This is a genomic window from Micromonospora sp. NPDC005215 (assembly GCF_040607915.1).
Lineage (GTDB): Bacteria > Actinomycetota > Actinomycetes > Mycobacteriales > Micromonosporaceae > Micromonospora.
Genome location: NZ_JBEXHQ010000036.1, coordinates 1 through 26,237 on the forward strand (window position 1 = coordinate 1; position 26,237 = coordinate 26,237).

Genomic DNA, 26,237 nt, shown 5'->3' on the forward strand with positions numbered 1-26,237 from the left:
GAGACGGGCTGGGGAGCGTCGGTCGGTGTCGGCCTGTCCCCGTGCTCGTCACTCGGATCGGGACGGACGTCGGTGGTCCATACATCCAGAAGCTTCTATGCTTTCATCGGGAAAGCGCTTGCCTCCGCAGGGGCGGGCGCGAGCGCGGGAGCCGCTTTCCTTCACGTCATCGCACTGGCGGGCCCGAGGACCACCGGTCCCGGCCACGATTTCGCCGCCCACGGGCATGGGCGTCGCGACGGTCCGTCCGCCTCATCGAAAGGAAGCAGCATGCGCACAGGACGGCGTCGAATGACGCTGATCGCCACCACCGCCGCCGCCACCGCCAGCCTCGTCACTGCCGGACTGCTGACCTCCGTGTCCGCGCAGGCGGCCGCCGGCTGCCGGGTCGCCTACGCGGTCGCCAGCCAGTGGCCGGGCGGGTTCACCGGCAACGTCACTGTCACCAACCTCGGCGACCCGGTCTCCGGATGGACACTGCGCTGGTCGTACGGGGCCGGCCAGCAGACCAGCCAGGCGTGGGGCGCCACCGTCTCGCAGAGCGGCGCGCAGGTCTCCGCGACCAACGTCGACTACAACGGCAACCTGGCGACCAACGGCAGCACCTCGTTCGGCTTCAACGCGAGCTGGAACAACGCCAGCAACCCCGACCCGACCAGCTTCACCCTGAACAACGCCGCCTGCACCGGCAGCACCACGCCGACCACCCCGCCGCTGCCGAGCGACCCGCCACCGAGCACCCCACCACCCAGCACCCCGCCACCGAGCACGCCGCCGCCGTCCACGCCGCCGCCGACGAACAACCCGCCGCAGACCGGCCTGGTCGGCTGGGCCACCCAGAACGGCGGCACCAGCGGCGGCGGCAACGCCGCGACCACCACCGTCACCAACGCCTCGGCGCTGACCAGCGCGTTGAACGCGACAGGCGCCGCGGTGATCCGGGTGTCCGGCACGATCTCCTGCTCGGGAATGCTGCGGGTCCGGTCCAACAAGACCATCCTCGGCAACTCCGGCGCCACCATCGCCGGCTGCGGACTCAACGTCAGCGGTGACCGCAACGTCATCATCCGGAACCTGACCTTCCGGGACTGGAACGACGACGCGATCAACGTGCAGGAGTCGGCCACCAACATCTGGATCGACCACAACAGCTTCAGCAACGGATACGACGGCGCGGTCGACATCAAGCGCGGATCGGACTTCGTCACCGTGTCGTGGAACCGGGTCTTCAACCACGACAAGACCATGCTGCTCGGCCACAGCGACGACAACGGCGCACAGGACACCGGCCACCTGCGGGTGAGCTACCACCACAACTGGTTCGACGGAAGCAAACAGCGCAACCCCCGGGTGCGCTTCGGCAACCCGGTGCACGTGTTCAACAACTACTACCGGGCCAACGGCGGCTACGGCGTGGCCTCCACCGAGAACGCCGGCGTGCTCGTCGAGGGCAACTACTTCGAGAACGTCAACGACACGTACCACCTGGGCGAGGCCGATTCCGGGCCGGGCCGTCTGGTCGCCCGGAACAACCACTTCGTCAACTCGCCGGCCGGGCAGACCGGTGGCAGCGTGGCCAGCATCCCGTACTCGTACCAACTGGACACCGCGAGCAACGTCAAGTCCATCGTGACGGCGGGCGCCGGCGCCGGCCGGATCACCGTCTGAGCGCAGCGGCCCCTTGTCGTCGCGCGACGACAAGGGGCCGTCCGGCGGCTCAGTGGGTGGCGCAGCCCGCCGTGGGTGCGGGCACGACCGGCGGCGCGCCGATCGTCGGCAGACCGAGCAACACCCCTGGGGTACGCGGGGAGCGGCCCGCCTCGGCCGCGTCGCCGGCCCGGGTCCGTCGGTGCGACACCGGCGCCCCGTCGGCGTTGAGGTGGTGCGGAGCGGCGTACGTGATCGTGGTGTGCACGATGTCGCCCGGCCGGATCTGGTCGGCCATCGACTCCGCGCCCGGCGCCTGGGTCGCGAAGTGCACCAGCCGGCCGTCGCGGGCCCGACCGGACATCCGCCCGGTCCGCTCGTCCTTGCGACCCTCGCCGACCGCGACAAGCACCTCGACGGTCTCGCCGACCAGACGCTTGTTCTCCGCCCAGGTGATCTCCTCGACGCAGGCGACCAGCCGCTCGTAGCGCTCCTGCACGACCTGCTTGGGGAGCTGGTCGTCCATCGTCGCGGCGGGGGTGCCGGGCCGCTTCGAGTACTGGAAGGTGAAGGCCGAGGAGAACCGGGCCTCGCGAACCACGTCCAGGGTGCGCTGGAAGTCGGCCTCGGTCTCGCCGGGGAAGCCGACGATGATGTCGGTGGTGATCGCCGCGTCCGGCATCGCCGCCCGGACCTTCTCGATGATCCCCAGGTAGCGCTCGGAGCGGTAGGACCGGCGCATCGCCCGGAGCACGTCGTCGGAGCCGGACTGCAACGGCATGTGCAGCGAGTGGCAGACGTTCGGCGTCTCGGCCATCGCGGCGATCACGTCGTCGGTGAAGTCCTTCGGGTGCGGGCTGGTGAACCGGACCCGCTCCAGCCCGTCGATGTCGCCGCAGGCCCGCAACAGCTCCGCAAAAGCGGACCGGCCGCCACTGCGCTTCCAGTTCGGCTCGCCAGCGTCGCCGAACGCCACCCCGTAGGAGTTGACGTTCTGCCCGAGCAGGGTCACCTCCAGCACACCCTCGTCGACCAGGGCGCGCACCTCGGAGAGGATGTCGCCGGGACGGCGGTCCTTCTCCTTGCCGCGCAGGGCGGGCACGATGCAGAACGTGCAGGTGTTGTTGCAGCCCACCGAGATCGACACCCAACCGGCGTAGGTGGACTCGCGGCGGGTGGGCAGGGTGGAGGGGAAGACGTCGAGGGACTCCAGGATCTCGACCTCGGCGGCGGCGTTGTGCCGGGCCCGCTCCAGCAGCACCGGCAGCGCACCGATGTTGTGGGTGCCGAAGACCACGTCCACCCAGGGCGCCTTGCGGACGATCTCACCCCGGTCCTTCTGGGCCAGGCAGCCACCGACCGCGATCTGCATCCCGGGGTGCTTGTCCTTCACCGGGCGCAGGCGACCGAGGTTGCCGTAGAGCCGGTTGTCCGCGTTCTCCCGGACGGCGCAGGTGTTGAACACGACGATGTCCGGGGTGTCGTCGGCGGGCACCGCGCGTACGTAGCCAGCCTGTTCGAGCAGGCCGGAGATGCGCTCGGAATCGTGGACGTTCATCTGGCAGCCGTACGTCACGACGTTGTAGGTCCTAGCCACCCTCTTGGTGCCCCTTCCCCTCGGGCTACCAGGGTAGCGGCCCGTTTGGCGGCCCCGACCCACCGGCATTGACCCGGCGGCCCATGGCGGGCATCCACGACGGGCAGTACGCTGCACAACAAGGATGTGTTCTGGGCGATTTCGGGGGCTTTGCACTCGGCGCCGACGATGCGCGGCTCCGTTCACGGGGGAGCACATGACGACCCGCGGGAGGCCAACCGTGACGCGACAAGATGCGACACAGCGCACCGTCACGACTCCGGACGGGCGACGCCTCGCGGTGGAGACCTCCGGTGCGCCCGACGGGCCCGCGGTCTTCCTGCTGCACGGCACCCCGGGCAGCCGCAGTGGCCCCCGGCCCCGTGGCATCGTCGTCTACCGCCTCGGCGTGCACCTCGTCTGCTACGACCGGCCCGGTTACGGCGACTCCGACCGGCACGAGGGTCGGCGGGTGGCCGACGCCGCCGCCGACGTGGCGGCCATCGCCGACGACCTCGGCATCGAACGGTTCGCGGTGGTCGGCAGGTCCGGCGGCGGGCCACACGCCCTGGCCTGCGCGGCGCTGCTGCCGGACCGGGTCACCCGAGCCGCCGTGCTGGTGGGGCTCGCCCCGGCCGGCGCGCCCGACCTGGACTGGTACGCCGGGATGGCCGCGACGAACGTGGCGGACTACGGGCAGGCCGACGAGGACCTGACCGAGCTGACCCTCAACCTGAAGGTCCGTGCCGAGGAGGCTCGACGGGACCCGATGACGCTGCTGGACTTTCTCCGCCCCCAACTGCCCGACGAGGACATCCGGGTCGTCGACGACGTCGCGATCCGCCGACTGCTCACCGACATGTACGCCGAGGCGCTGCGACACGGCCCCGAGGGCTGGATCGACGACGTGTTGGCGATCCGACGGGGCTGGGGGTTCGACCTCGGCGCCATCCGTGCGGAGGTCCGGCTCTGGCACGGTGAGCAGGACCGCTTCTCCCCGGTGGAGCACTCCCACTGGCTCGCCTCGCGGATCTCGCGCGCCCAGGTGCAGGTCCAGCCCGGTGCCGCGCACTTCGGGGCGGTGGAGATCCTGCCGCAGACCCTGACCTGGCTGGCCACCCCGGCCCTGGCGACCAGCCCGCAACTCTGAGCGATCGACGCGGCGCGGCTGGGTGGGTGGGCCGGGGCGGACGCCCGACCCACCCGCCGCGCCGATCCGCTCAGATCGTCTGCGGGTCGATGACCCGGACGATGAACCGCCGTTCACGCAGCGTCTGGACGGTCGGGTGCTCCGGGCCGATCACCTCGGCCAACCGGTCGGCCACCGCGCCGACGTCCTCGGCGGAGGCGCCGTCGCCGGCCCGCCTCGACACCAGCGCGAGATCACCGAGGCAGCGCAGCGTGTCCGGATGGTCCGCCCCGATCACCGTGGCCAACCGGTCGGCGGTCTCCCGCAGCCGGTCCCGTGCCGACTCCCAGTCATCGTTCTCGGCGAGGCACACCGCCTGGTTGACCTCCGCGGCGAGGGTGTGCGGGTGGTCGGGGCCGAGCACCTTGCGCAGTTCACCGGCCGCGCGGGAAGCCGACGCGAGCGCCTCCGACCTGCGCCCGAGCGCACGCTCGGCGGCGGAGAGGTTGCTCAGCGTCGCCAGGGTGTGCGGGTGCTCCGGGCCGAGCCGGAGTTGCTCCTGGTACGCCTGACTCACCGCGGTCATCTCGGTCAACGCCCGGGCCGCGTCGCCGACGGCCAACAGGTTCGCCGCACGGCTGGACCGACACGCCACAGTGTCCGGATTGTCCGACCCGAAGCGTTCGTCGAGCTCACGGTAGGCCGTCTCGAACATCGGCGCGGCCTCGCTCCCCCGACCGGCGCTGCGCAGCGACACCGCGAGGTTGACCTGGGCGGCGAGGCTCTGCCCGTCGTCCGGTCCGAGCACCTCGCAGTAGGTCTCGAAGACCGTGCGCAGCAGGGTGGCCGACCTCTCGTACTCACCGGCCTCCCGCAGATCGCTGCCCAGCCGTACCGCGGAGACGAGCGTGTAGGGATGGGTGGGGCCGAGCACCAGCCGCCGCCGCTGGTGCACCTCGTCGTCCCACCGGCGGGCCGACCGGTAGTCGCCGACCAGCCGGTACGAGACGGCCAGGTTGTTGGCCGCACTCAACGTCCGGGGGTGGTCCTCGCCGAACACCTGGAGCCAGGAGGCGTAGGTGGACCGGTCCCGTTCCAGCGCCTCGGCGTAGCGGCCGAGCGCCCGCAGGTCACCACCGAGGCTGCCGGCGGTCATCAGACTGTGCGGGTGCAGCGGGCCCAGCAACCGTCGTTGCTCGGCGAGCACCGCCTCGTCCAGGTCCCGGGCCTCGTCGAAGCGGCCCAGACTGCGCAGGATGTTGGCTCGGTTGAACCGCAGGTGCAGCAACTGCCGGCCCAGCGCCGACGCCTCGACCTCGTTGCGCGTGTCACCGAGCCGGGCGCTCCAGGTGTCGTCCACCTCCTGACTGAACGAGTCGGCCTGGTCCAGGCCGCCGCGCTGCCACAGGTAACGGACCCGGTCGATCAGCAGCTGACACACCGACTCGTCCGGGCAGGTCAGCGCCTCGGAGACCTCCAGGTGCGGCCAGAGCATCCGCAGCCTCGCCCAGGTGGTCGGGTCGTCCACGTCGCCGCGCGGTCGGGACGCGGCCAGCACCAGGTGCACCTGGTGTCGGGCGGCGATGATCTCGTCCTCGGTCATCCGGTCGCGGACCACCGCCTGCAACAGCCGGTGCACCTGGACCCGACCGCCCTGCACGTCGAGCTTGAGCAACGCCAGGCGGTTGATCTGCTGGACCAGCGCGCCGCGCACGAGCCGCTCCGACACCGACGGGTCGAACGGCACGAGCGCCGCCGCCATCTCGTCGCTGTAGATGAGTTCGAGGGCGATCTCCGGAGCCAGCACCGAACAGAGCTGCAACAGCCGGTACGCGGCGGGCGCCTGCTCCAGCAGCCGGTTCAGCGACAGGTCCCAGGTGGCCTCCACGGAGAGCGCGCTGGGGCCGTGCCGCTCGATCTGCCGCAGATAGTCGGCGACCGACGTGCCGGTGTCCGCGAGCCAGGCACCCGCCGCGGCCACCGCGATCGGCAGGTCGCCGAGCGCCTCGGCCACCCGGTCGGCCTCCTCGGCGCTGATCGTGGGCACCCGCTGGGCGAGGTGCGCCACGCTCTCGGTGCGGTCGAAGACGTCCACCTGGATCGGGTTCGCCCGGTCACCCCAGGCGCGGTTGCGGGAGGTAAGCAGCACGTGGCCGGGGCCCTGCGGCAGGAAGGGCTCGATCTGGTCCAGTTCCTCGGCGTTGTCCAGCACGACGAGCCACCGCTCGTACGGCTCACCACGGCCCAGCACCTGCAACACCGACCGGACCGTGTCGGGCAGGGTGGGCCCGATGAGGATGCCGAGCCGACCGGCGAGGTCGGCGAGGGCGGTGTCGACGAACTGCGGCGGGTCCGCCACGATCCACCAGACCACGTCGTACGCGGCCCGGAACCGGTGCACGTACTCCAGGGCCACCTGCGTCTTACCGACGCCGCCCATGCCCTGCAGGGCCACCGGCAGCACCACAGCGCTGCCCCCGCTCTGCAACTGCGCGCGCAGTTGCGCCAGGTCGTCCTCCCGGCCGGTGAACCGGGCGTTCCGGTTGGGGGCGTTGAAGATCAGCGGCTCGGTGCCGGGATAACGGGTGGCCCCGGCGGCCGGACCGTCCGCCGACGACGGCACCGGACGGCCGACCAGCCGCAACACCCGTTCCACGGCGGTCGCGGCGCTCACGTTGACCAGGTTGGTGGAGCTCTGGGCGGGAAACTCGGCAAGCGGGCGCAGGTCGGCGACGTACACGGCGAGGGCCGTGGAGCCGGTGCTCGTGTCACGGTCGGGCAGACCGCCCGACGGCGTCGCCACGTAGGCCGGTGAGACCACTGTCAGCGTGCGCGGCGCGGGCGTACCGGCGGACCCGATGGCGGCCGCGGGATCCACCACCCGCAGCCCGGCCGAACTGAGCACCCGCTCCAGCCACTCGGCCCAGATGGCGTCCTCCGGGGCGCAACGGAGCACGATCTGGTCGTCGATCGCCTCGGTACGCCGACGGAAGCGGGCCTTGCCCCGTTCCCGCACCGACTCGTCCATCACCGGCAGCGCGGTCACCGTGCCGTCGGTGAGGATCCCGGTCAGGGTCTCGAACGCGGCCAGCAGCGACGTCGGCGAGCCGGGCGGGTCGCCGAAGGTCGCCAGGGTCTCCTCGTACGCGTAGAACGGCCGGTACGGGACCTCGACCGCGGCCCAGTAGCGCCGCCGTTCGGCCTCGGTCATGCCCGCCGGCAACCCGGCGAACCGGCGCATGGCCAGCAGGCGACCCGCCTCGGCCCGCTCCTTCTCGGCCTGGTCGACCCGCATCGGCACCGGCAGGACCCGGATGTCGCGCCGCCGGTACCGGTCCCGCACCGAGTGCGCCACCCGGGCCGCCCCGTCGATGCCCTGGTCGCTGAGCGTGAAGCAGTCGACAAGCGTGTCCGGGAGGTGCAGGGTGCAGATGTCGGCGACGTCGCTCAACCCCGTCCGGCTGTCGATCAGGGTGAAGTCGTACTGGCGCTTCATGTCCGCCCGCAGCGCCTCGAAGAACTGCGCCCCGCCCAGCCGGTTGTAGAAGTTGTCCCAGTCGAGCCCGCTCACCGAGACGGCGTAGTCGCTGTTCTGCCGGCCGGCGGAGAGGAAGTCGAGGCCGCCGCCGTCCGGGAAGTTCCAGCGCAACGAGAACGCGTGCCGCCCGACCCGGGCGTACTGCTCCATCCAGCGGTCCGGCCGGTCGTCGACCCGGGTGGTCTCCCACTCGTAGTCGCGGATCATGTCGATCACGCCACTGGTGCCCTGGATCGCCTCGGCGTCGAGGAACGGATGGAAGAAACGGTGCAGGCCGGGGGACTCGAGGTCCCAGTCGGCGACCAGCACCCGGCGGCCGCTGGCCGCGAGGATCCAGGCGACGTTGGCCAGCGCCATCGTCCGGCCCGTCCCACCCTTGAACGAGTAGAAGGTGACGACCTGACCTTCGCGATCGTTGTTCATCGGTTTTCTCCGTGGGGACGCAATGGGGCCGGATCATCAGGCGTGGACGCGGGGTCGGTGGTGGCGGTGGAGCCGGCGGGCGGCAGGCCGTCGCGCAGGCTCGGCACCGGCTCCGGCGGTGGTTCGAAGGGGACCACCGGGCCGTACTTGAGGAACTGGCGGCGGGCCTCGGTGACCAGCGCCGGCATCAGGTCGACGAACTCCGGCATGCTGCACGCCCGCTTCACCTGGGGCAGACCGGCGTCGTGCAGCAGTTGCGTCACCTCGGTCGCCCACCGGGTCGCGTCCTGGGTGTCGTCGTCGTCGGTGACCACCAGCGGAACGACCCACTCCCGCAGGCCGTGCAGCATGCGGCCGAGCAGGGCGGACGCGTCGGGCGCCGCCGCGATCCACGGGTCCACGAGCAACACCGCCGGTCGGCGCTCAAGCAGACCGGCGGCCTGCGCGAAGTCCTCCGTGCGGGCGGACAGCCCGAGGCGCTCGGCGGTGCTCACCGCGTACTCGGCGGCGGGCAGCTCCTGGCGACGCCCGTACGGCCGCCAGAGCCGGCCGCTGGCCGCGTAGCCGGCCGGGTCCCGGTCGGTCGGAAGGCGGTCCCGGGTCGGGGCCAGGACGGCGACGACGAAGTCCGGGTCGGACGGCCCCGGGCGGGCGACCTCGTCGAGGCCGGGCGCACGGGACGGACCCAACGGTCGCCGCTCGGCGGTGTGCACGATCCGACTGGCCAGGCGGCTCAGCAGCAGCTCGTACTGCGTCCGGTAGGAGGCCAGCATGCAGAAGGCGCGCAGACCGTCCTCGGCGTACTCCGGGATGTCCCGACCCAGGTCCAGTGCGCCGTCCAGCTCCGGATGGGCCTCCCACGGGGGGAACGGGATCCACAGCACCGGGGTGAGGTGGCCGGCGGTGCGCCGGGCCGGCCCGGCGGCGGCCAGCCGGGCCCGGAAGGACTCCTGCTCCCCCAACGCCCACGGGCGGCTGAAGTAGCCGGGCGAGTAGAGCGGGACGAAGACCTCGGCGTCACCGAGTGCCTCGGCGAGAGCCGCCTTCCAGTCGGCGCCCAACGGGATGTGCTGGTCGAAGAAGCCGATCCGCATCCCGGCCACCGGTCGCGCCTGGCGGCGCACCTCGTCGGCCAGGTCGGTGAAGAACTGCCCGACCCAGACGTCGGCGTCGGCCCGGGCGCCCGGGGCCGGCGCCGAGTGGGCGTAACTGAGGAAGAAGTACGTCCCTCGTGCCGCCGGTCGGCGGCGGTCCGCCGGCGGGCTCATCCCGGCTCCTCGGCGAACCGGTTGCACAGTTCGTCCACGCTCGCCGGCACCCAGGGCTCCACCAGGTACGAGCGGTGGATCGCCACGATCCGTTGCGCGAGCCGCCAGACCACCGCGCGGTACGCGTTCTCCCACTGCATGGTCAGCAAGCCATAGACCCCATCCCGCTGGTAGTGCACCGCGATGTCGGGATCCGGCATGGCGGTCGGGGAGAACCGTTGGATGTCGCGGAGCACCCGGGGCAGTGCGGCGCCGTTCGTCGGCGACCAGGTGACCGGCACGATCGCCGTCTCGTGGGCCGAGGCGGAGCTGTGCCGTGGGACGATCCGTCGGCGGGAGAACGCGTCCCACTCGCGGCCACACCACTCGCTGCCGAGCAGCGCGCTGGACACCAGTGGCACGAAGACCTGGCAGGTGCCGGCGGCCTCGAGAAGCTCCGGGCTCCAGCGTTCGCCGCCCGCGATGGAGCTGTCCAGGAAACCGGCGTCCACTCCGGTCACCGGGCCGACCAACTCGCTGACGTGGACGGAGAGGTCCTCGAAGAACCGGGAGACGTACTCGGCGGGCTTGCCGGTGGCCCGGCCGACCGGCGCCCTGGAATAGCTGAGGAAGAAGAGCGGGGCGCGCGTTCGGGAGGGTGCGTCCGCTGTGCTCACCGCTGACCCTCCGCCCTGCTCACGCGGCCGGATCATCAGCGTAGACCCCGCGTCAACGTTGCGCCGCCAGCCGGTTCGCCGCGAACCAGTCGACGGCGAAGTCCACTGTGGCGCGCGCCGGCAGGAGCCGGGCGCTGGCCAGACCGACCCGGCCGTGCCGCACGAACGGAGCGTCGTCGAGCGCGGCGCCCACCTTGGGGAAGTCGCGGTCGTCCAGGTCCAGGGCACGGAAGTCGAGGCGGACCCGGTGCCCGTCGACAAGCCGGAAGCAGCGGTAGTCGCGCTCGGGCGCCGGCACCGGCAGCCGGTACTCGGCCAGATGCAGGGCGCTGCACGCCTCGTACCCGAGGCCGAGCAGCAGGATCTGTCCGTCAGCCGCGTACAGGCCACCGACCGGTGAGCGTTCGCCCAGGTGACAGGTGAGGTCGTGGTCGCCGGTGAGCTGCCGGGCCCGAGGGCCGAGCGCGGCGAATGACGTCTGGGGGTGATCACTGCGTACGGCGCCGGGAGCACATCTGACGTACTCGGCGAGCGCGCCCATCCGCTGCGAGGGCGTGCCGCGGCGGTCCCAGCCCGGCAGCGCCGCCTCGTACCGGTCGCGCTGCGCCCGGTCCATGCCGGCGACGGCCGCCAGGTGGGCCCGGGAGGTGGTCGAGTTGCCGTCGGTGTGCGTGGGCACCAGCAGCGTGCCGGCGGGGCCGAGGACGTCCCGCAGAGCGCCGGCGAGCGTCGCCGGCCCGCCCTCCAGCCGGCCCACCCGACGCAGGCCGCAGTGCACCACGAGACACGCCCCCGGGCGGACGCCCAACGCTCGCAGGTCGTCGGCGAGTCGAGGACGGCCCACTGTGGGCGGATGCCGCTCATCGGGACCCGACACGGGTCTCCCCCAGGGCGTGCCGCAGCTGGCCGACGAACCGCTCGCCCGCTGCGGTGAGCGACCGGCTGGCCAGCAGCGCGTCGACGCCATCCCGGGTCCAGGTCAGGTAACGGTCGGCGTGCGCCGCCGCGTCACCCCCGCCGCGGGCCGCCCGGGACTGCCACACCTGGGTGACCGCCAGGTGGGCGTACACCCCTTGGAGGACGCCCTCGGGTGGCCGCGGGTCGGGGCGCCAGGGCACGCTGATCCGGGTGCCCCGGCCGGGTTCGACGAGGTCGTACAGGTCGAGCGCGGCACCGAGCTTCGCGTGCTGCCACTCGTGCACGAGCAGCACCGCCATCGTCTCCGGGTCCGCATCGGGGGTGACCGCGACCGCGCCGAACGCATGCCGCGCGGTCGCGCTGCGCAGTGGTCTCGCCGGGTCGGGCGTCAGCGGCACGACGGCGCGCAGACCACCGTCGAGCGCCGCCGCGTGCGCCGGCACGTCCCGGTGCACGACCCGCCAGGCCTCGGCCACGGTACGCCCCAACGCCCGCGCGGCCGGGTCCGCCAGGCGGGACGCCACCGACTGGCCGTAGCAGTCCCGGTACGGGTCGCCGTCCTCGATCAGCAACCAGCCACCGGGCACCGACACCTCGCGCGCCGGTCGCCAGTCGGCCGACAGCTCGACCGGATCGAGGAGCACCGTTCGCTCGGTGCTCCCGCCCCGGACCCGGAATCCACCCGGCCGGACGGTCACCTCGGCGCTCTCCCCCAGGCCGGGCAGCACCAGGCTGCCGAGCGTGGGCAACGTGATCGTGTCGGCCCGTACCGGGACGTGCACCGCGGCCGGGACGCCCGCCCGGAGAGCCGCCGCGACGGCGAGCGCCGGCAGCGGGTCGACCGCCGGGCGGACGCCCGACCGGGTCGACGAGTCGAGGCGATGCACCAGCCAGGGCCGGACGAAGGGGTGCTCCAGGACCGCCCGGACCGCCTCCGGCGCCGCCTGATCGAGCTGGACGAGCAGCTCCCAGGCGGCGGTGGAACCGGCCCGGTCCCGGCAGGCCACCAGCAACGCCCGGGTGATGGAGAGCTGGGTGGCGGCGAGCAGCGCCAGCGTCGGTGTCGACCCGTGGCCGGTCGCCAGGTCGTCCAGCAGCTCGTCGACCGGCGCGACGGCCGGCGGTTGGCTCGCCGGCCGTGGGTACGCGTCGACGCTGTCGATGAGGCGGAGCAGGTCGGCGCAGTACACCGACGGGTTGTCGAAGCCGGAGCCGGTGCGCCAGCGGTGGGCGTACAGGCCGCCGCCGCACCGGTCGACCACCCGACAGGCCCGGCAGGTCGCGCAGAGCCCGTCCACGCCCTCCTGCCGGATGGCCACCCCGGGGTGCCGGGCAGCCTCGTGCACCGAATGGCCGAACACGTCGAAACCGGTGCCCGCCGCGCCGTGATAGGCGGTCTTCAGCGAGTCGACCTGCTCCCAGCTGCCGTCCGCCTCGATCACCAGCACGTCGGCCGGCGCGAGGCCGAACGCCTCGGTGCCGCCACCACCGGGCCGCAACGCCTCGAACAGCCGGATCGACACCGGCCGCCCCTCGTCGACCCACCGCCGGTGCAGCCGCCCCAGCCAGTCCGCGTACGGGGTGGACCCGGGGCCGGGGCGCTCCGGGGGCTGGTCCCAGGTGGCGTGCGGCAGCAGCAGGTCCACCCGGGGCGGGCTTTCGGCAAGCAGTGCCTCGTACACCCGGTCGGGGTCGTTGCGGACGTCGACGGTGCAGAGGATGCCGGCGTAGCTGGCGTGGTGCTCCGGGCGCCGGAGCAGGGCCAGTGCCCGCCGGACGTGGTCATGACTGCTGCCGCCGTGGGCGAAGACCCGGTGCCTGTCGTTGGCGGCGCGGTCGCCGTCGAACGACACACCGACCTGCACGTCGTAGTCGACGAGGAGGCGGCACAGCTCGTCGTCGAGGAGCACCCCGTTGGTCTGCATCCGCAGGTCGAGCCGTGTCCACGGCGTGATCGCCGCCCGCAGCTCGGCCAGCACCTCGCGCAGCCCGACGGCACCCAGCAGCAGTGGCTCGCCCCCGTGCAGCACCACGTGCACGACCGGCAGCTCGTGCTCGCGGGCGTGCTCGGCGATCCGTCGCGCGGCGGCCCGGACCGTGGCCGCCGCCATCCGCACCGGCCGGCCCCGCCAGGTCTGGTCGGCGTGCTGGTAGACGTAGCAGTGGTCGCAGCTGAGGTCGCACCGGCTGTGCACCTTCAGCACGAACTGGCTGATCGGCCGGCAGGACCCGCCCGCTCCGGGTGGACCGCACCGGCCGACCATCAGTCAGATGGACGAGTTGAAGGCGGCGACGGGCACGCTGCCGGACGGCACGGAGTCGTCCACGACGACGCGTCGGCGGACCGCCTCGACCAGATCGGCGTGCTCGGCGGCGATCCGCTCCAGCGGAATGTGCAGGCTGCGGGTGAGGTTGTCGAGGTCGGGACGGGTCGAGCGGGTGGGGGCATGGTCCACAATGAGTCTCCGAGGGCCCGGGCGCTGAGAGCGCGAGCGGCGATAATTGCGCGAAAGGCTCTGGTCCCTGACCAGGATAGACAAATATCGACCCAGTGTCACCGTCGGTACAACCGCCAGCACCGCGGGTGGTGATCCGGGTGTCGGCAGAGGAGGAACCACATGTGCCGGAGCATCAAGACGCTGCGTGAGCCGTTCACCCCGCAGGTGACCGACGCGGACGTCGAGGCGGCGGCGTTGCAGTACGTCCGGAAGATCTCCGGCTTCCGGGCGCCCGCCGCACACAACGCCGCCGCGTTCGACGCCGCGGTGGCCGCCGTGACCGCGGCGACACGCGACCTGCTCGACCAACTGGTGGTGCGGGGCGCCGGCTCGGGCGCCGCGGACCGGCAGGCCGCCGCCACCACCTGATCGCGGGCGCGGACCGACTCGCCGGCGCGGCACCCGGCCCGCCCCCTGGCGGGTCAGGCCGCGGCGAGTCAGGCCCGCCCCTCGGCCGCGGGTCAGGCCGCGGCGAGCGCCGGGACGATCGTGTCCGGCGCCCAGCGCGAACGGTGGCACTGCGACCAGCCCCGACAGCCGGGGTCGCCCGCCGTGCAGAGCCGGTGCCTGCTGAGCACCTCACCGTCCTCGGTGTCCCGCACGTCGAAGTGCACCGGGCGGACCGTGCCGTCCGGGGCGACGAGCAGGTGCCGGCCCGCGTCGAGCGTGTCGTCGCGCAACAGGCAGTTGCGGCCCAACAGTCGAGCGAGCGCGGCGATGCTGGCGTGCTCGGGGAGACCCTCGGGCACCCCGTAGCAATCCACCACCGTCGCGAACTCGCCCGGCGCCTCCCAGACGTCGCACACCACCGCGTACGCCGGAAGCCGGGCCGGGTCGGCCACCGCCAGCGGCATCACCACCCGACCAAGCGCCTCGGCCAGCGCCGGGTAGACCTCCACGGGTCGAGCCCCGTCGATTCTCCAGTTCCACAGCTCGGTCATTCCGCCTCCTCGCTGCGTTCGTCCCACCGGCCTCCGGATCGGGCCTTACTCACGATGGTGGGGGGCATTTGACCCCAGGCGGGGGCAAGTTACCGGTCTGTGACCATTCCGGGCAAAATTTCCCTGAGCCGCATTGCTCGGAGTAGCGGGAAGGTGACAGTTTATCGGCTATGGTGCGCCAACCGCACCACCGCGACCGCGTGTCCGGCGAGCGGCCCTCGCGTGTCCGGCGTCAGCCTCCGGAAAGGGTCAGCGCAGGACGACGAGGTGCTCGCCGCGCGGCAGCAACTCACCCACCACGGGAGCGCCGGGAACCTCGCCGGCGACCAGCAGGCCGCCGGAGGTCTGCGCGTCGGCAAGCAACAACCACTCCTCCTCGCCCACGGCGCCGAAATCCGTCCACGGCGTCACCCACTCCAGGTTGCGCCGGCTGCCGCCGCTGACGTACCCGTCGCGTAGCGCCTCCCGCGCACCCGCCAGATACGGGACGCGGGCCGCGTCGATGGCCACCGTGAGCTGGCTGGCCCGGGCCAGCTTCGAGGCGTGCCCGAGCAACCCGAACCCGGTCACGTCGGTGCCGCAGCGGATGCCGGCGGCGACCGCCGCGCGGGCGGCGTCCCGGTTGAGCGCGCTCATCGAGGCCACCGCCTCCGGAAAGCTCTCACCGGTGGCCTTGTGTCGGGTGTTGAGCACACCCACCCCGAGCGGCTTCGTCAGCGACAGCGGCACCCCGACCCGCCCGGCGTCCAGGGTGATCAACTCCTCCGGGCGGACCGTGCCGGTGACCGCGAGGCCGTACTTCGGGCCGTCGTCGTCCACGCTGTGGCCGCCGGCCAGGTGACAGCCGGCCTCCCGGGCCACGTCCTGGCCACCGCGCAGGACCTCACCGGCCAACTCCATCGGCAGCACGTCGCGCGGCCAGCAGAGCAGGTTGAGCGCCACCAGCGGGGTGCCGCCCATCGCGTACACGTCGGAGAGCGCGTTGGCGGCGGCGATCCGACCCCAGTCGTACGCGTCGTCGACCACGGGGGTGAAGAAGTCGACGGTGCTGACCAGGCCGGTCCGCTCGTCCAGCCGCACCACCGCCGCGTCGTCACCGTGGTCCAACCCGACAAGCAACTCGGCGGTTCCGGTGGCCGGGCCGAGACCGGACACCATGATCTCCAACTCACCTGGCGGGATCTTGCAGGCGCAACCGCCACCACGGGCGTAACGGGTCAGCCGTACCGGTTCGGTCATCCCTCCATGATCTCGACAACCCGCCACGATCGCCACCGTTGCCACCCGCACAGTGACCGGAATCGGACCCTTGCCGACGATCGTGACCGGTGTTACCGCTCCGTGACCCGCTGAGTTGCATTCCGCCACATCAGGCCGCCTACAGTGGCCGCACCGGGGGTCAACCGACCCCGATCCGGGAGACGACAGGGGACGGTGGACGACGTGACGACGGGCGAACCGCTCATCGTGCTGGACGCGGTCAACAAGTGGTTCGGGCCGCTGCACGTGCTGGACGACGTCTCACTGTCGGTGGGTCGGGGTGAGGTGGTCGTGGTGATCGGCCCGTCCGGCTCCGGCAAGTCGACGCTGTGTCGCGCCATCAACCGACTGGAGCCGATCAACTCCGGCACGATCACCTTCGACGGCCAGCCGCTGCCGGCCGAGGGTAAGCCCCTCGCCCGGCTGCGCAGCGAGGTGGGGATGGTCTTCCAGTCCTTCAACCTCTTCGCGCACAAGACCATCCTGGAGAACGTCACCCTCGGCCCGATCAAGGTCCGCAAGGAGAAGCCGGCCGCCGCCCGCGAGCGCGGCCTGGCCCTGCTCGACCGGGTCGGCATCGCCAACCAGGCGGACAAGTTCCCCGCCCAGCTCTCCGGCGGGCAGCAGCAGCGGGCGGCCATCGCCCGCGCCCTGGCCATGCAACCCAAGGCGATGCTCTTCGACGAGCCCACCAGCGCCCTCGACCCGGAGATGGTCGGCGAGGTGCTGGACGTGATGACCTCGCTGGCCCGCGACGGCATGACGATGGTCGTGGTCACCCACGAGATGGGCTTCGCCCGGCACGCGGCCAACCGGGTCATCTTCATGGCCGACGGCAAGCTCGTCGAGGACGCCTCCCCGGCGGAGTTCTTCGAGAACCCGCGCAGCGACCGGGCGAAGGACTTCCTCTCCAAGATCCTCACGCACTAGGCGTCCGTAGTGGAGCGCGCCGAACACCGGTGGGCTCCGTGAAAGAAGGAGAAGAGTATGCGTATGAAGCGCGTGGCGGCGGTTGCCATGATGGCCTCCCTCGCCCTGTCGGCTGCGGCCTGCGGCAAGGAGGGTGAGCCGACCCCGAGCGCGGGCGGCAGCGCCCCGAGTGGCGCCCAGTCCGACACCTGCAAGAGCTCCGGCGCGACCTTCACCCCCAAGACGGACGCGGCCATCGCCGGCAGCCCGACCTTCGAGAAGATCAAGACGTCCGGCAAGGTCTCCGTCGGGGTCAAGTTCGACCAGCCGAACCTCGGCTACAAGGACGCCCAGGGCAAGCGGTGCGGCTTCGACATCGAGATCGCCCAGTACGTGGCCAGCACGCTGGGCATCGACCCGGCGAAGATCGAGTACAAGGAGATCGCGTCGGCCAACCGGGAGACCGCGATCAAGGGTGGTGAGGTCGACTACTACGTCGGCACCTACTCGATCACCGACAAGCGCAAGGCCGACATCTCCTTCGCCGGCCCGTACTTCGTCGCCGGCCAGGACCTGCTGGTCCGCAAGGACGAGACGTCGATCACCGGCAAGGACACCATCAAGGGCAAGAAGGTCTGCTCGGCCACCGGCTCGACGCCGATCCAGAAGGTCCGCGACGAGGGTCTGACCGAGGCGAACAACATCGTCGAGTTCAAGACCTACTCGGAGTGCGTCTCGCAGCTGCTCGACAAGAAGGTCGACGCCGTCACCACCGACGACGCCATCCTCAAGGGCTTCGCGGCACAGAGCCCGAGCGAGCTGAAGGTGGTCGGCAAGCCGTTCAGCACCGAGAAGTACGGCATCGGCCTGCCGAAGGACGACAAGGCGCTGCGCGACTACGTCAACAACCAGATCGAGGCGTCGTTCGGCAACGGCACCTGGCAGAAGATCTACGACGGCACGCTGGGCCTGTCCGGCTCGGCGGGCACCCCGCCCACCCTTGAGCGGTACTGACCAACCGGCTCGACACGAGTTGTGGCGCCGGGCGGGGCTCGTCCCCGTCCGGCGCCCGTCCGAGGACTGAGAGCGAGGCATGGGCGAGTTCTTCCGCGTACTGACGGACAACGGGCAACTGTTCGTTGACGGGTTCACCAACACCGTCAAACTCTTCCTGATCGCCGCGGTCGGCTGCCTCGTCATCGGCACGCTGCTCGGCGCGATGCGGGTCTCCCCCGTGCCGGCGCTGCGCGCGTTCGGCGCCACGTACGTCAACCTGGTGCGCAACACCCCGCTGACGCTGGTCTTCGCGTTCCTCGTGTTCGCGGTGCCGAAGCTGGACGTCAACATCGACTACTTCGCCAGCGCCGCCATCGCGCTGACCATCTACACCTCGGCGTTCGTCTGCGAGGTGATCCGCTCCGGCGTGAACACGGTCGCCGCCGGTCAGGCCGAGGCGGCCCGCGCGCTGGGCATGACCTTCGGTCAGGTGCTCACGCTCATCGTGCTGCCGCAGGCGTTGCGCGCGATGGTCCCGCCGATGATGAGCGTGTTCATCGCGATGTTGAAGAACACCACGATCGCCGCCGGTTTCTCGGTGCTGGAAGCCGGCGCGATCCCCTCGTACATGGCCGAGCGGGGCGAGCCGCAGTTCGCCGTCCTGCTCTGGATCACCATCGGCTTCCTGATCCTGATCCTGCCGCTGGTGGCGTTGCAGCGGATCCTGGAGCGCAAGTGGAGGGTGGCCCGATGAGCGAGCTGGCGGGCCCGACGGCCGCGAACGGAAGGTGGCTGAGTTGAGCCAGGCGTCGATCCTCTACGACCTGCCCGGACCCCGCGCCAAGCGGCGCAACACGATCCTGGGCGTCGTCTCCACAGCCGGCATCATCGCCCTGCTCGCCTACATCGGCTACAAGTTCGCCGACACCGGCCAGTTCGAGGCCCGCAAGTGGGAGCAGTTCCAGTACGCCTCGGTGCAGCGCGAACTGCTCGGCGGCCTGTGGGCGACGCTGAAGGCCGCCGGCATCGCCGCGGTCCTGGCGTTGCTCTTCGGCGCGTTCTTCGCCAGCGCCCGGCTGAGCGACAAGTGGGTGCTGCGCACCCCGGCCACCTTCGTGGTGGAGCTGTTCCGGGCCATTCCCCTGCTCATCCTGATCTTCTTCGGCTACTACGTGCCGTTGCAGTACGGCTGGTCGATCGACAAGCTCTGGGCGCTGGTCATCGGGCTGATGCTCTACAACGGCTCGGTGCTCGCGGAGATCTTCCGGGCCGGCATCAATGCGGTGCCCTACGGCCAGACCGAGGGCGGGTACGCGATCGGCCTGCGCAAGAACCAGGTGCTTCGGCTGATCCTGCTGCCGCAGGCGGTCCGGTCGATGCTGCCGGCGATCGTCAGCCAGCTCGTGGTGCTGCTCAAGGACACCGCGCTGGGCTTCATCATCACCTACCCCGAGCTGCTCTTCGTGGGTAAGCAGATCGGCGGCCGGTTGCCGTTCGGCCTGCCGTACGTGCCGACGTACCTTGTCGTGGCCGCCATCTACATCACCATCTGCGGCGCGCTGTCGGCCCTGGCCTGGTGGTTGCAGAAGCGGATGGGCCGCACCCCGCGGACGGCCGCGAAGGTGCTCCCGTCCCAGGATGTCGGCGACGCCGTCGGCCGGATGATCTGAGCGGAACCAGAACGAGCGACGGGCGGGTGGCCACAGCCACCCGCCCGTCGTCTGTTCCCGGGATCAGCGGGCGATCTCGGTGACCCGGGACTCGCGGACCACTGTGACCCGGATCTGACCCGGGTAGGTCAGCTCCTCCTCGATCTGCTTGGCCACGTCGCGGGCGAGCACGGCCGCCCCGATGTCGTCCACGTCGTCCGGCTTGACCATCACCCGGATCTCCCGGCCGGCCTGCATGGCGAAGACCTTGTCCACGCCGAGCTTGCCGGCCGCGATCTCCTCGATCCGCTCCAGCCGCTTGACGTACGCCTCCAGGCTCTCCCGACGCGCGCCCGGCCGACCGCCGGAGCAGGCGTCGGAGGCCTGGGTGAGTACGGCCTCGATGGTCTGCGGCGGCACCTCGTTGTGGTGCGCCTCGATGGCGTGCACCACGTCCTCGTGCTCGCCGTACTTGCGGGCCAGGTCCGCGCCGATGATGGCGTGGCTGCCCTCCACCTCGTGGGTGAGCGCCTTGCCGATGTCGTGCAGGAACGCCGACCGTTTGATGATGGGCACGTCCAGCCGCAGCTCGGCGGCCATGATGCCGGCAATGTGCGCGGTCTCGACCAGGTGCTTGAGCACGTTCTGCCCGTACGAGGTGCGGTAGCGCAGCCGGCCGAGCAGCGCCACCAGCTCCGGGTGGATCTCGGTGATGCCGACCTCGACCAGGGCGTCCTCGGCGGCCCGGAGGCAGAGCTGCTCCACCTCCTGCCGGGCCAGGTCGTAGACCTCCTCGATCCGGTGCGGGTGGATCCGTCCGTCCAGGACCAGCTTCTCCAGGGTCAACCGACCCACCTCCCGGCGGACCGGGTCGAAGCAGGAGAGCAGCACCGCCTCGGGGGTGTCGTCGATGATCAGGTTGACACCGGTCACCGACTCGAAGGCGCGGATGTTGCGCCCCTCCCGGCCGATGATCCGCCCCTTCATCTCGTCACCGGGCAGGTGCAGGACGCTGACGACGCTCTCCGCGGTCTGCTCGCTGGCGACCCGCTGGATCGCGTCCACCACGATGTGGCGGGCCCGCTGCTCGGCGGTGTTGCGCGCGTCGGACTCGATGTCGCGCACCAGCAGCGCCGCCTCCCGCTTGGCAGACGTCTCGATCGCCTCGACCAGCTCCAGTCGAGCCGAGTCGGCGGTGAGCCCGGCGATCCGTTCCAGCTCCCGGCGGCGTAGCTCCTCGGACTCGGCGAGCTCGGCCTCCCGCTGGGCGAGCGCGGACTCCCGGGCCGCGAGGGCGGCTCTCGCCGCGGTGAGCTGCCGCTCCCGCTCGGCGAACCGCTCCACCTCCTCGGTGTGCATCCGCTCCCGCTCGTCCATCCGGGCCGCCCGGCGTTCCACCTCCGCGGCCTGCTCGCGGGTGGTGGCGGCGAGCACCGCGACCTCCCGCTCACCGCTGCGGCGGGCCGTCGTCCGCAGCTGCTCGGCGTCCGACTCGGCCTGCTTGTGGGCGCGCTCCAGGACGGTGTCCGCCTCGGCGCGGGCGTCGTCGAGCATCCGACGCGCCTCGGCGCGAGCGGCCTTCGCCTCGGCCTTCGCCGCCGCCGCCTCGGCGCGGGCCGCCGCAGCCGCGGACTTCGCCACGTCGATCGTGCTGTTCGCCTCGTCGGCCGCGGTCCGCAGGACAGCGAGGGACTGCTCCTGGCGGTCCTTCTCGGCCATGAAGGCGGGATCCTCCGGAGCCGGCGCGGCACCCATCCGCCGCAGCGTCCGGATGCCGACCAGCACGGCCCCGATCACCACCACGGCGAGGACGAGGACGGCCGCGAGGAGCACGACGTCGAACGCGTTCATGCCGGGACCCCGTCGGGTCTACCGATGAACCTGTGCCGCCGCCCCGCCATGGCCGCCTCCCCTAACGTCGAGACCGCAGCGACCGTGCCGGGGCACACTCCTGCGGCTGTGGACGCCCGACCGGAGCGGCTGGCCGTGGGTAGCTCTCTCCGCCGGCGGTGCCCTCGGGCATCGTCGGCGACCGGGTGCAGTTGTCGCGGAGTTCCGGACCGGCCTGTCCAGATCTGCCGCCAAAGGCCGCGGAGTCGGCCAAAGTGATGCTGTCTTGTTACGCGATCTATGTTGTGCGCTTAGCCTGCGCTGGTCGGGCAATGTGAGCCTGTATGGCGAGGCTAGGTCGCCGGGGGTGCTCTGGTCAAGGACTCATGATCAAACCCCCCGAACGGAGAGAAGTTGCATCGTCACGCAAAGCTGATGTGGTTGCGGACACCCGGTGACAAACGTGGCGATCCGACGATGCGGATCCGGCTGTCGTGGCTGCTCAGCGACGGCCGGACCGCGCGCAGAGCCGGCTTTGTGACAACCATGACCCCCGCGCCCCGCCCGCCGGACCGCATCCAGATCGCCCGGCAGCCACGCCGACGTCGAACAGCGCGGCCCGGCGGCCGGTCAGTCGGACGGGCGGTTGTCGCGGTCCAACTCGCCCTCTGCGTCGGCGAGCGCGTCGGCGTCGATCTGCTCGGCGAACTCGGCCGCCTCGGCGCTCTGCGCGGCCAGCGCGTCCTTCACTGCCCGGATCGCCACACCGGGCGGGTAGCCCTTGCGGGCCAGCATGCCCACCAGCCGGCGGAACACCGCGTCCGGCTCTCCTCGGGCGGTGCGCAGCTTGCGCTCCACCAGGGCGCGGGCAGTGTCGGCCTCGGTCTCCTCGTCCAGCTCACCGAGCGCCTCGGTGGCCACCTCGCCGTCCACGCCCTTGCGGCGCAACTCGTTGGCGAGCGCGCGGCGGGCCAGCCCGCGCCCGGTGTGCCGACTGGACACCCAGGCTCGGGCGAACGCGGCGTCGTCGATGATGCCGACCTCGTCGTACCGGTCGAGCACCTCGGCCGAGACCTGCTCGGAGATGCCCCGTTTGGCCAGCGCACCGGCCAACTCGGCCCGGGTGCGGGGCCGGACCGCGAGCTGCCGCAGGCAGATCTCGCGGGCCACCTCCGACTCGTCACGAGGGGGGCCGGGAGACTCGACCGCGTCGGTCTCGGCGGAGCGTCCACGGCGTCCCTGGCGGGGGCGCGGTGGATCGGTGGCGTCGCCCGTACGGGGCGGGCTGGCATCCCAGCCCCGCCCCGTTCGGGCGCGTCGTCCTGCCATGGGTCAGCGACCGGTCAGAAGTCGACAGGCGGCAGCTCGGGGCCACCGGCGGCGTCACCCGCGCCGACACCGACGCCGAGCTTCTCCAGGATCTTCTTCTCGATCTCGGCGGCCACGTCCGGGTTCTCCTTCAGGAACTCCCGGGCCTTCTCCTTGCCCTGACCGAGCTGGTCGCCGTCGTACGTGTACCACGCTCCGGACTTGCGGATGATCGCCTGCTCCACGCCGACGTCGATCAGCGAGCCCTCGCGCGAGATGCCCTTGCCGTACATGATGTCGAACTCGGCCTGCTTGAACGGCGCGGCGACCTTGTTCTTTACGACCTTGACCCGGGTGCGGTTACCGACCACGTCGGTGCCGTCCTTGAGGCTCTCGATGCGTCGCACGTCGAGCCGGACCGAGGCGTAGAACTTCAGCGCCCGACCACCGGTGGTGGTCTCCGGGCTGCCGAACATGACGCCGATCTTTTCCCGCAGCTGGTTGATGAAGATCGCCGTGGTGCCGGTGTTGCTGAGCACACCGGTGATCTTCCGTAGTGCCTGGCTCATCAGCCGGGCCTGGAGACCCACGTGGCTGTCGCCCATCTCGCCCTCGATCTCGGCGCGCGGCACGAGGGCCGCCACCGAGTCGATCACGATGATGTCGATCGCGCCGGAGCGGATCAGCATGTCCGCGATCTCCAACGCCTGCTCGCCGGTGTCCGGCTGCGAGACCAGCATGGCGTCGGTGTCGACGCCGAGGGCCTTCGCGTACTCCGGATCGAGGGCGTGCTCGGCGTCGATGAAGGCGGCGATGCCGCCGTTGCGCTGGGCGTTGGCCACCGCGTGCAGTGCCACAGTGGTCTTACCGCTGGACTCGGGACCGTAGATCTCGACCACCCGGCCACGCGGCAGACCGCCGATGCCCAGCGCCACGTCGAGCGCGATGGAGCCGGTCGGGATGATCGCGGTCTGGACGACCGGCCGGTCACCCAGCCGCATCACCGAGCCCTTGCCGAATTGCTTGTCAATCTGAGCGAGAGCAAGGTCGAGTGCCTTCTCCCGGTCAGGCCCTGCTGCCATGGTTGCCACCCCTGCCTTCGCCGGCGTCTTTGCTGAGCTTCGCGTCACGCGGACACGCTAGGCGCTGGGTCCGACAGAAAACCAGCCGACGGGCCGCGAGCTGTGGACGAGCACCCCGCTGTGGACAATAGCCGAACAGGTGTACGACTCGACAAGCGACACGCGGAAGCGACGAAAAGGCTGCTCAGCGTAGTCGGGCGGGCACACGGTCGGGGTACGCGGCACAAACCGCCCGCCACACCACGTGCGTCTGCTCCCCCGACGCCAGGGCCTGCTCGATGGTCCGTCCGCCGAGCTGCGACAGCACCTGATCGCGGGCGATGCTGGCCGCGTAGCCGGGCCCGAACGCCTCGTCAAGGCGCGTCCAGAAGTCGGTCAGCCGCACAGTGATCAGCCCTCCTCGTCCGGTGCCCTGGTCGGCACCGGCCGCAACGCTAGCGCCACCAGGGGCACCACCGCGACCGCCGCGAGCAGGGTGAGCACGGGATATCCGGCGGACTGCATGACAAACCCGCTGGCCACGGCGGCCCCGGCCCCGGCCAGACCCATGATCAGGTCGGACAGCCCCTGCACGCTCGGCCGCACACCGGCCGGCACCGACTCGGACAGCAGCGTCGAGCCGGCCACCATCGTCCCCGACCAGCCCAACCCGAGCAGGACCAGACCCACCGACAGCCGGGGGGTGTGGTGCCCGGCGGTGCCGGCGACCGCGCAGGCGGCCAGCAACAACCCGACCCCACCGAGGATGACCGCCCGCCGGCCGAGCCGGTCGGTGAGCCAGCCGACCAGCGGGGAGAGCGCGTACATGCCGGCGATGTGCAGGCTCAACACGATGCCGACCAGCCGCAGCACGTCGGCGTCGGCGTGCGACTCGCCGAGCCGGACCGGCGTCATCGCCATCACCGCCACCATCACCAGGTGACCGACCGCCACCGCGGCGATGCCGAGCCGGGCGGCCGGCCGCCCGCGTACCACCGACCAGGCCGCCCACATCCCGGCGCCGGTCGGGGCGCGCACCCCGACCGGCGCGGCGGCCGGGGTCACCCCACCGGTCGCCGGCGCGCCGGCCGCCGCGAGCCGCCGCGCGGTGAGCAGCGGGTCGGGCCGGAGCAACCCGAGGAGTACGGCCGCGGCCAGCACGAACGCGACCGAACTGAACGCGAACGGCCCAGCCAGCGGGGGCAGCCCCCAGCCCGTGGTGACCCGGTCGGCCAGCGCGGCGAAGTTAGGCGCGGCCACCGCGCCGATGGTGGTGGCCCAGACGATCAGGGAGAGCTGCCGCCCTCGGCGGGCCGGCTCGGCGAGATCCACCGCCGTGTAGCGGGCCTGGAGGTTCGCGGCGGTGCCGCCACCGAAGAGCAGCATCCCGAGGAAGAGCAGCGGCACCCAGCGGGTGGCCGCGGCCAGCACCACGAGGACGCCGCCGACGGCACCGACCGCGTACGCCACCACCAGGCCCGGTCGCCGCCCGTGCCGCGCCATGATCCGGGTGACCGGGACGGCGAGCAGCGCCGCGCCCACCACCCCGGCGCTCTGCGCCACACCGGCCATCGCGGTGCCGGCGATCCGCGCGGCGAGCAGCGCGCCCACGGCGATGCCGATGGTCACGCCGATGCCACCGATGATCTGGGTGGTGAAGAGCAGCCGCAGGGTACGACGCTGGATCGACGTGACGTCGGGGCGGGCGACGGTACGCGGCGCGATCAGGTCGGTGGCCATCTGCGCTCCTCAGGTGGGGGGTGACCCATCCTCGCGCACCCACCCAGACCAGCGGCAGCGGGTTTGCCGACAGCCGAACCGATGACCGGCCGACCGGCCGACCGGCCGGCCCAAGATCCGCGCAACTTCGGTGAAGTTGCTGTGTCGGCGCGCCCGGAGGCAGCATTTTCCCCGATGTTGCGCCGGCGGTGGTTCGGGCGCGTGGGCGGGCGCCCGGGGGAAGTCGTTCTACTCGCGCGGTCGTGGTGGGTTGGGCACAGCCAGCAGGGAGGCGAGCCGGCGGACCCGGGTCAGGGTGAGCGCGGTGACGCCCACACTGACGGCGGCCACCACGCCGAAGACCACCGCGAAGCCCTCGCTGTCGGCGCCGAGCAGAGCGAGCAGGACCAGCCCGAGGCAGACGCCCAGGATGAGCGGCAGCGCCGCCCAGGTGCCTCGCCGCTGCTCCGCCAGGTACGCGGGCAGTGCGGCGCGCGTGGCCTCGTCCTCGGGCACGGTGCCGGTACGCAGCGACTGGCGCAGCGCGTACCCCTCGGGATCCCGCCGTGCATCGCCCACGATCCGCTGCGCCAGGTAGATCCAGGGGACGATCCAGACGGTGTTCAGAGCGGCGCCCAGAACGGCCTCGACAAACGACTCCTGCCGGTCGAAGAGCCAGCGCACCGGCAGCCCGATGAGCACCGTCATCGGCACCCAGTGGACGGCCATGATCTGCAAGCCGGGCGCCCGTTCGAGGAACCGCTTCCACCCCCGGCGACGCCCGCTTGTCGCGGCAGGGTCACCGACGGCGGCAGGCGCACCGATCCGACGCGCATCGCTGTCGACATCCATCGACCCCTGCTACCCGCCCACGGCAGCCGCGCAATCCGGCTCGCACTGTCAATCTTTGA

22 protein-coding genes are annotated in these 26,237 nt (G+C 71.7%); 7 read left to right on the forward strand and 15 right to left on the reverse strand.

Going from position 1 to position 26,237, the window contains the following annotated elements; translation table 11 throughout:
• Window positions 1-270 precede the first annotated feature (270 nt).
• Window positions 271-1,668, forward strand: a complete 1,398-nt coding sequence (locus tag ABZU25_RS24070; RefSeq protein WP_355031625.1) for a cellulose binding domain-containing protein — start codon at window positions 271-273, stop codon at window positions 1,666-1,668.
• 49 nt (window positions 1,669-1,717) lie between these two features.
• Here ABZU25_RS24070 and miaB read toward each other — a convergent pair whose 3' ends face one another.
• Complete coding sequence (gene miaB, locus ABZU25_RS24075; RefSeq protein WP_355031626.1) at window positions 1,718-3,244, reverse strand: tRNA (N6-isopentenyl adenosine(37)-C2)-methylthiotransferase MiaB; 1,527 nt, start codon at window positions 3,242-3,244, stop codon at window positions 1,718-1,720.
• 220 nt (window positions 3,245-3,464) lie between these two features.
• On the opposite strand from miaB, the gene ABZU25_RS24080 reads away from it, so the two are divergent.
• Window positions 3,465-4,373 carry an alpha/beta hydrolase gene (locus tag ABZU25_RS24080; protein WP_355031627.1) on the forward strand — a complete coding sequence of 303 codons (909 nt, stop codon included), beginning with the start codon at window positions 3,465-3,467 and terminating at the stop codon, window positions 4,371-4,373.
• A gap of 70 nt (window positions 4,374-4,443) precedes the next feature.
• Here ABZU25_RS24080 and fxsT read toward each other — a convergent pair whose 3' ends face one another.
• The 6 genes from fxsT to ABZU25_RS24110 all read right to left on the reverse strand — a co-directional run bounded on the left by fxsT (window position 4,444) and on the right by ABZU25_RS24110 (window position 13,611).
• Window positions 4,444-8,313, reverse strand: a complete 3,870-nt coding sequence (gene fxsT, locus ABZU25_RS24085; protein ID WP_355031628.1) for an FxSxx-COOH system tetratricopeptide repeat protein — start codon at window positions 8,311-8,313, stop codon at window positions 4,444-4,446.
• The gene (locus ABZU25_RS24090) at window positions 8,310-9,581 is read right to left on the reverse strand and encodes a TIR-like protein FxsC (protein ID WP_355031629.1); all 1,272 of its coding nucleotides are present in this window, start codon (window positions 9,579-9,581) and stop codon (window positions 8,310-8,312) included. The genes fxsT and ABZU25_RS24090 overlap by 4 nt, the downstream gene beginning before the upstream one ends.
• Window positions 9,578-10,237 carry a TIR-like protein FxsC gene (locus tag ABZU25_RS24095; protein ID WP_355031630.1) on the reverse strand — a complete coding sequence of 220 codons (660 nt, stop codon included), beginning with the start codon at window positions 10,235-10,237 and terminating at the stop codon, window positions 9,578-9,580. Before ABZU25_RS24095 ends, ABZU25_RS24090 begins: the two co-directional genes overlap by 4 nt.
• A gap of 52 nt (window positions 10,238-10,289) precedes the next feature.
• Complete coding sequence (locus ABZU25_RS24100; RefSeq protein WP_355031631.1) at window positions 10,290-11,114, reverse strand: AAC(3) family N-acetyltransferase; 825 nt, start codon at window positions 11,112-11,114, stop codon at window positions 10,290-10,292.
• Window positions 11,098-13,359 carry an FxsB family cyclophane-forming radical SAM/SPASM peptide maturase gene (locus ABZU25_RS24105; protein WP_355031632.1) on the reverse strand — a complete coding sequence of 754 codons (2,262 nt, stop codon included), beginning with the start codon at window positions 13,357-13,359 and terminating at the stop codon, window positions 11,098-11,100. Before ABZU25_RS24105 ends, ABZU25_RS24100 begins: the two co-directional genes overlap by 17 nt.
• A 63-nt stretch (window positions 13,360-13,422) precedes the next feature.
• Window positions 13,423-13,611, reverse strand: coding sequence for a hypothetical protein (locus ABZU25_RS24110; RefSeq protein ID WP_355031633.1), 189 nt, complete (start codon window positions 13,609-13,611; stop codon window positions 13,423-13,425).
• A gap of 162 nt (window positions 13,612-13,773) precedes the next feature.
• Between ABZU25_RS24110 and ABZU25_RS24115 the strand changes: the two genes are divergently transcribed.
• On the forward strand, window positions 13,774-14,022 hold the full coding sequence (locus ABZU25_RS24115; RefSeq protein ID WP_355031634.1) for a DUF2277 family protein: 249 nt from the start codon (window positions 13,774-13,776) through the stop codon (window positions 14,020-14,022).
• A 92-nt stretch (window positions 14,023-14,114) separates the two neighbouring features.
• Here ABZU25_RS24115 and ABZU25_RS24120 read toward each other — a convergent pair whose 3' ends face one another.
• Window positions 14,115-14,594 carry a hypothetical protein gene (locus ABZU25_RS24120; protein WP_355031635.1) on the reverse strand — a complete coding sequence of 160 codons (480 nt, stop codon included), beginning with the start codon at window positions 14,592-14,594 and terminating at the stop codon, window positions 14,115-14,117.
• 249 nt (window positions 14,595-14,843) lie between these two features.
• The gene (gene selD, locus ABZU25_RS24125) at window positions 14,844-15,833 is read right to left on the reverse strand and encodes a selenide, water dikinase SelD (RefSeq protein WP_355031636.1); all 990 of its coding nucleotides are present in this window, start codon (window positions 15,831-15,833) and stop codon (window positions 14,844-14,846) included.
• A gap of 195 nt (window positions 15,834-16,028) precedes the next feature.
• On the opposite strand from selD, the gene ABZU25_RS24130 reads away from it, so the two are divergent.
• The 4 genes from ABZU25_RS24130 to ABZU25_RS24145 all read left to right on the forward strand — a co-directional run bounded on the left by ABZU25_RS24130 (window position 16,029) and on the right by ABZU25_RS24145 (window position 19,429).
• The gene (locus ABZU25_RS24130) at window positions 16,029-16,784 is read left to right on the forward strand and encodes an amino acid ABC transporter ATP-binding protein (protein WP_355031637.1); all 756 of its coding nucleotides are present in this window, start codon (window positions 16,029-16,031) and stop codon (window positions 16,782-16,784) included.
• Between the two features lie 57 nt (window positions 16,785-16,841).
• Entirely contained in the window at window positions 16,842-17,777 is a 936-nt protein-coding gene (locus ABZU25_RS24135) for a glutamate ABC transporter substrate-binding protein (protein WP_355031638.1), read from the forward strand.
• Window positions 17,778-17,856: 79 nt separating this feature from the next.
• A complete protein-coding gene (locus ABZU25_RS24140) occupies window positions 17,857-18,513 on the forward strand; it encodes an amino acid ABC transporter permease (protein ID WP_355031639.1) in 657 nt (218 codons plus the stop codon).
• A gap of 34 nt (window positions 18,514-18,547) precedes the next feature.
• The gene (locus tag ABZU25_RS24145) at window positions 18,548-19,429 is read left to right on the forward strand and encodes an amino acid ABC transporter permease (protein ID WP_355031640.1); all 882 of its coding nucleotides are present in this window, start codon (window positions 18,548-18,550) and stop codon (window positions 19,427-19,429) included.
• 63 nt (window positions 19,430-19,492) lie between these two features.
• On the opposite strand, the gene rny is transcribed toward ABZU25_RS24145, so the two are convergent.
• From rny to ABZU25_RS24175, 6 genes are all read right to left on the reverse strand, one after another.
• On the reverse strand, window positions 19,493-21,259 hold the full coding sequence (rny, locus tag ABZU25_RS24150; RefSeq protein ID WP_355031641.1) for a ribonuclease Y: 1,767 nt from the start codon (window positions 21,257-21,259) through the stop codon (window positions 19,493-19,495).
• A 609-nt stretch (window positions 21,260-21,868) separates the two neighbouring features.
• Window positions 21,869-22,567 (reverse strand): regulatory protein RecX, encoded by a 699-nt coding sequence (locus ABZU25_RS24155; RefSeq protein ID WP_355031642.1) that lies wholly within the window; start codon window positions 22,565-22,567, stop codon window positions 21,869-21,871.
• Between the two features lie 14 nt (window positions 22,568-22,581).
• Window positions 22,582-23,628 carry a recombinase RecA gene (gene recA, locus ABZU25_RS24160; protein WP_355031643.1) on the reverse strand — a complete coding sequence of 349 codons (1,047 nt, stop codon included), beginning with the start codon at window positions 23,626-23,628 and terminating at the stop codon, window positions 22,582-22,584.
• Window positions 23,629-23,812: 184 nt separating this feature from the next.
• Window positions 23,813-24,013: a DUF3046 domain-containing protein gene (locus ABZU25_RS24165; RefSeq protein ID WP_030489422.1), complete on the reverse strand. Its 201-nt coding sequence runs from the start codon at window positions 24,011-24,013 to the stop codon at window positions 23,813-23,815.
• A gap of 5 nt (window positions 24,014-24,018) precedes the next feature.
• A complete protein-coding gene (locus tag ABZU25_RS24170; RefSeq protein ID WP_355031644.1) occupies window positions 24,019-25,347 on the reverse strand; it encodes an MFS transporter in 1,329 nt (442 codons plus the stop codon).
• A gap of 228 nt (window positions 25,348-25,575) precedes the next feature.
• Window positions 25,576-26,178 carry a hypothetical protein gene (locus ABZU25_RS24175; protein WP_355031645.1) on the reverse strand — a complete coding sequence of 201 codons (603 nt, stop codon included), beginning with the start codon at window positions 26,176-26,178 and terminating at the stop codon, window positions 25,576-25,578.
• Window positions 26,179-26,237: the final 59 nt, after the last annotated feature.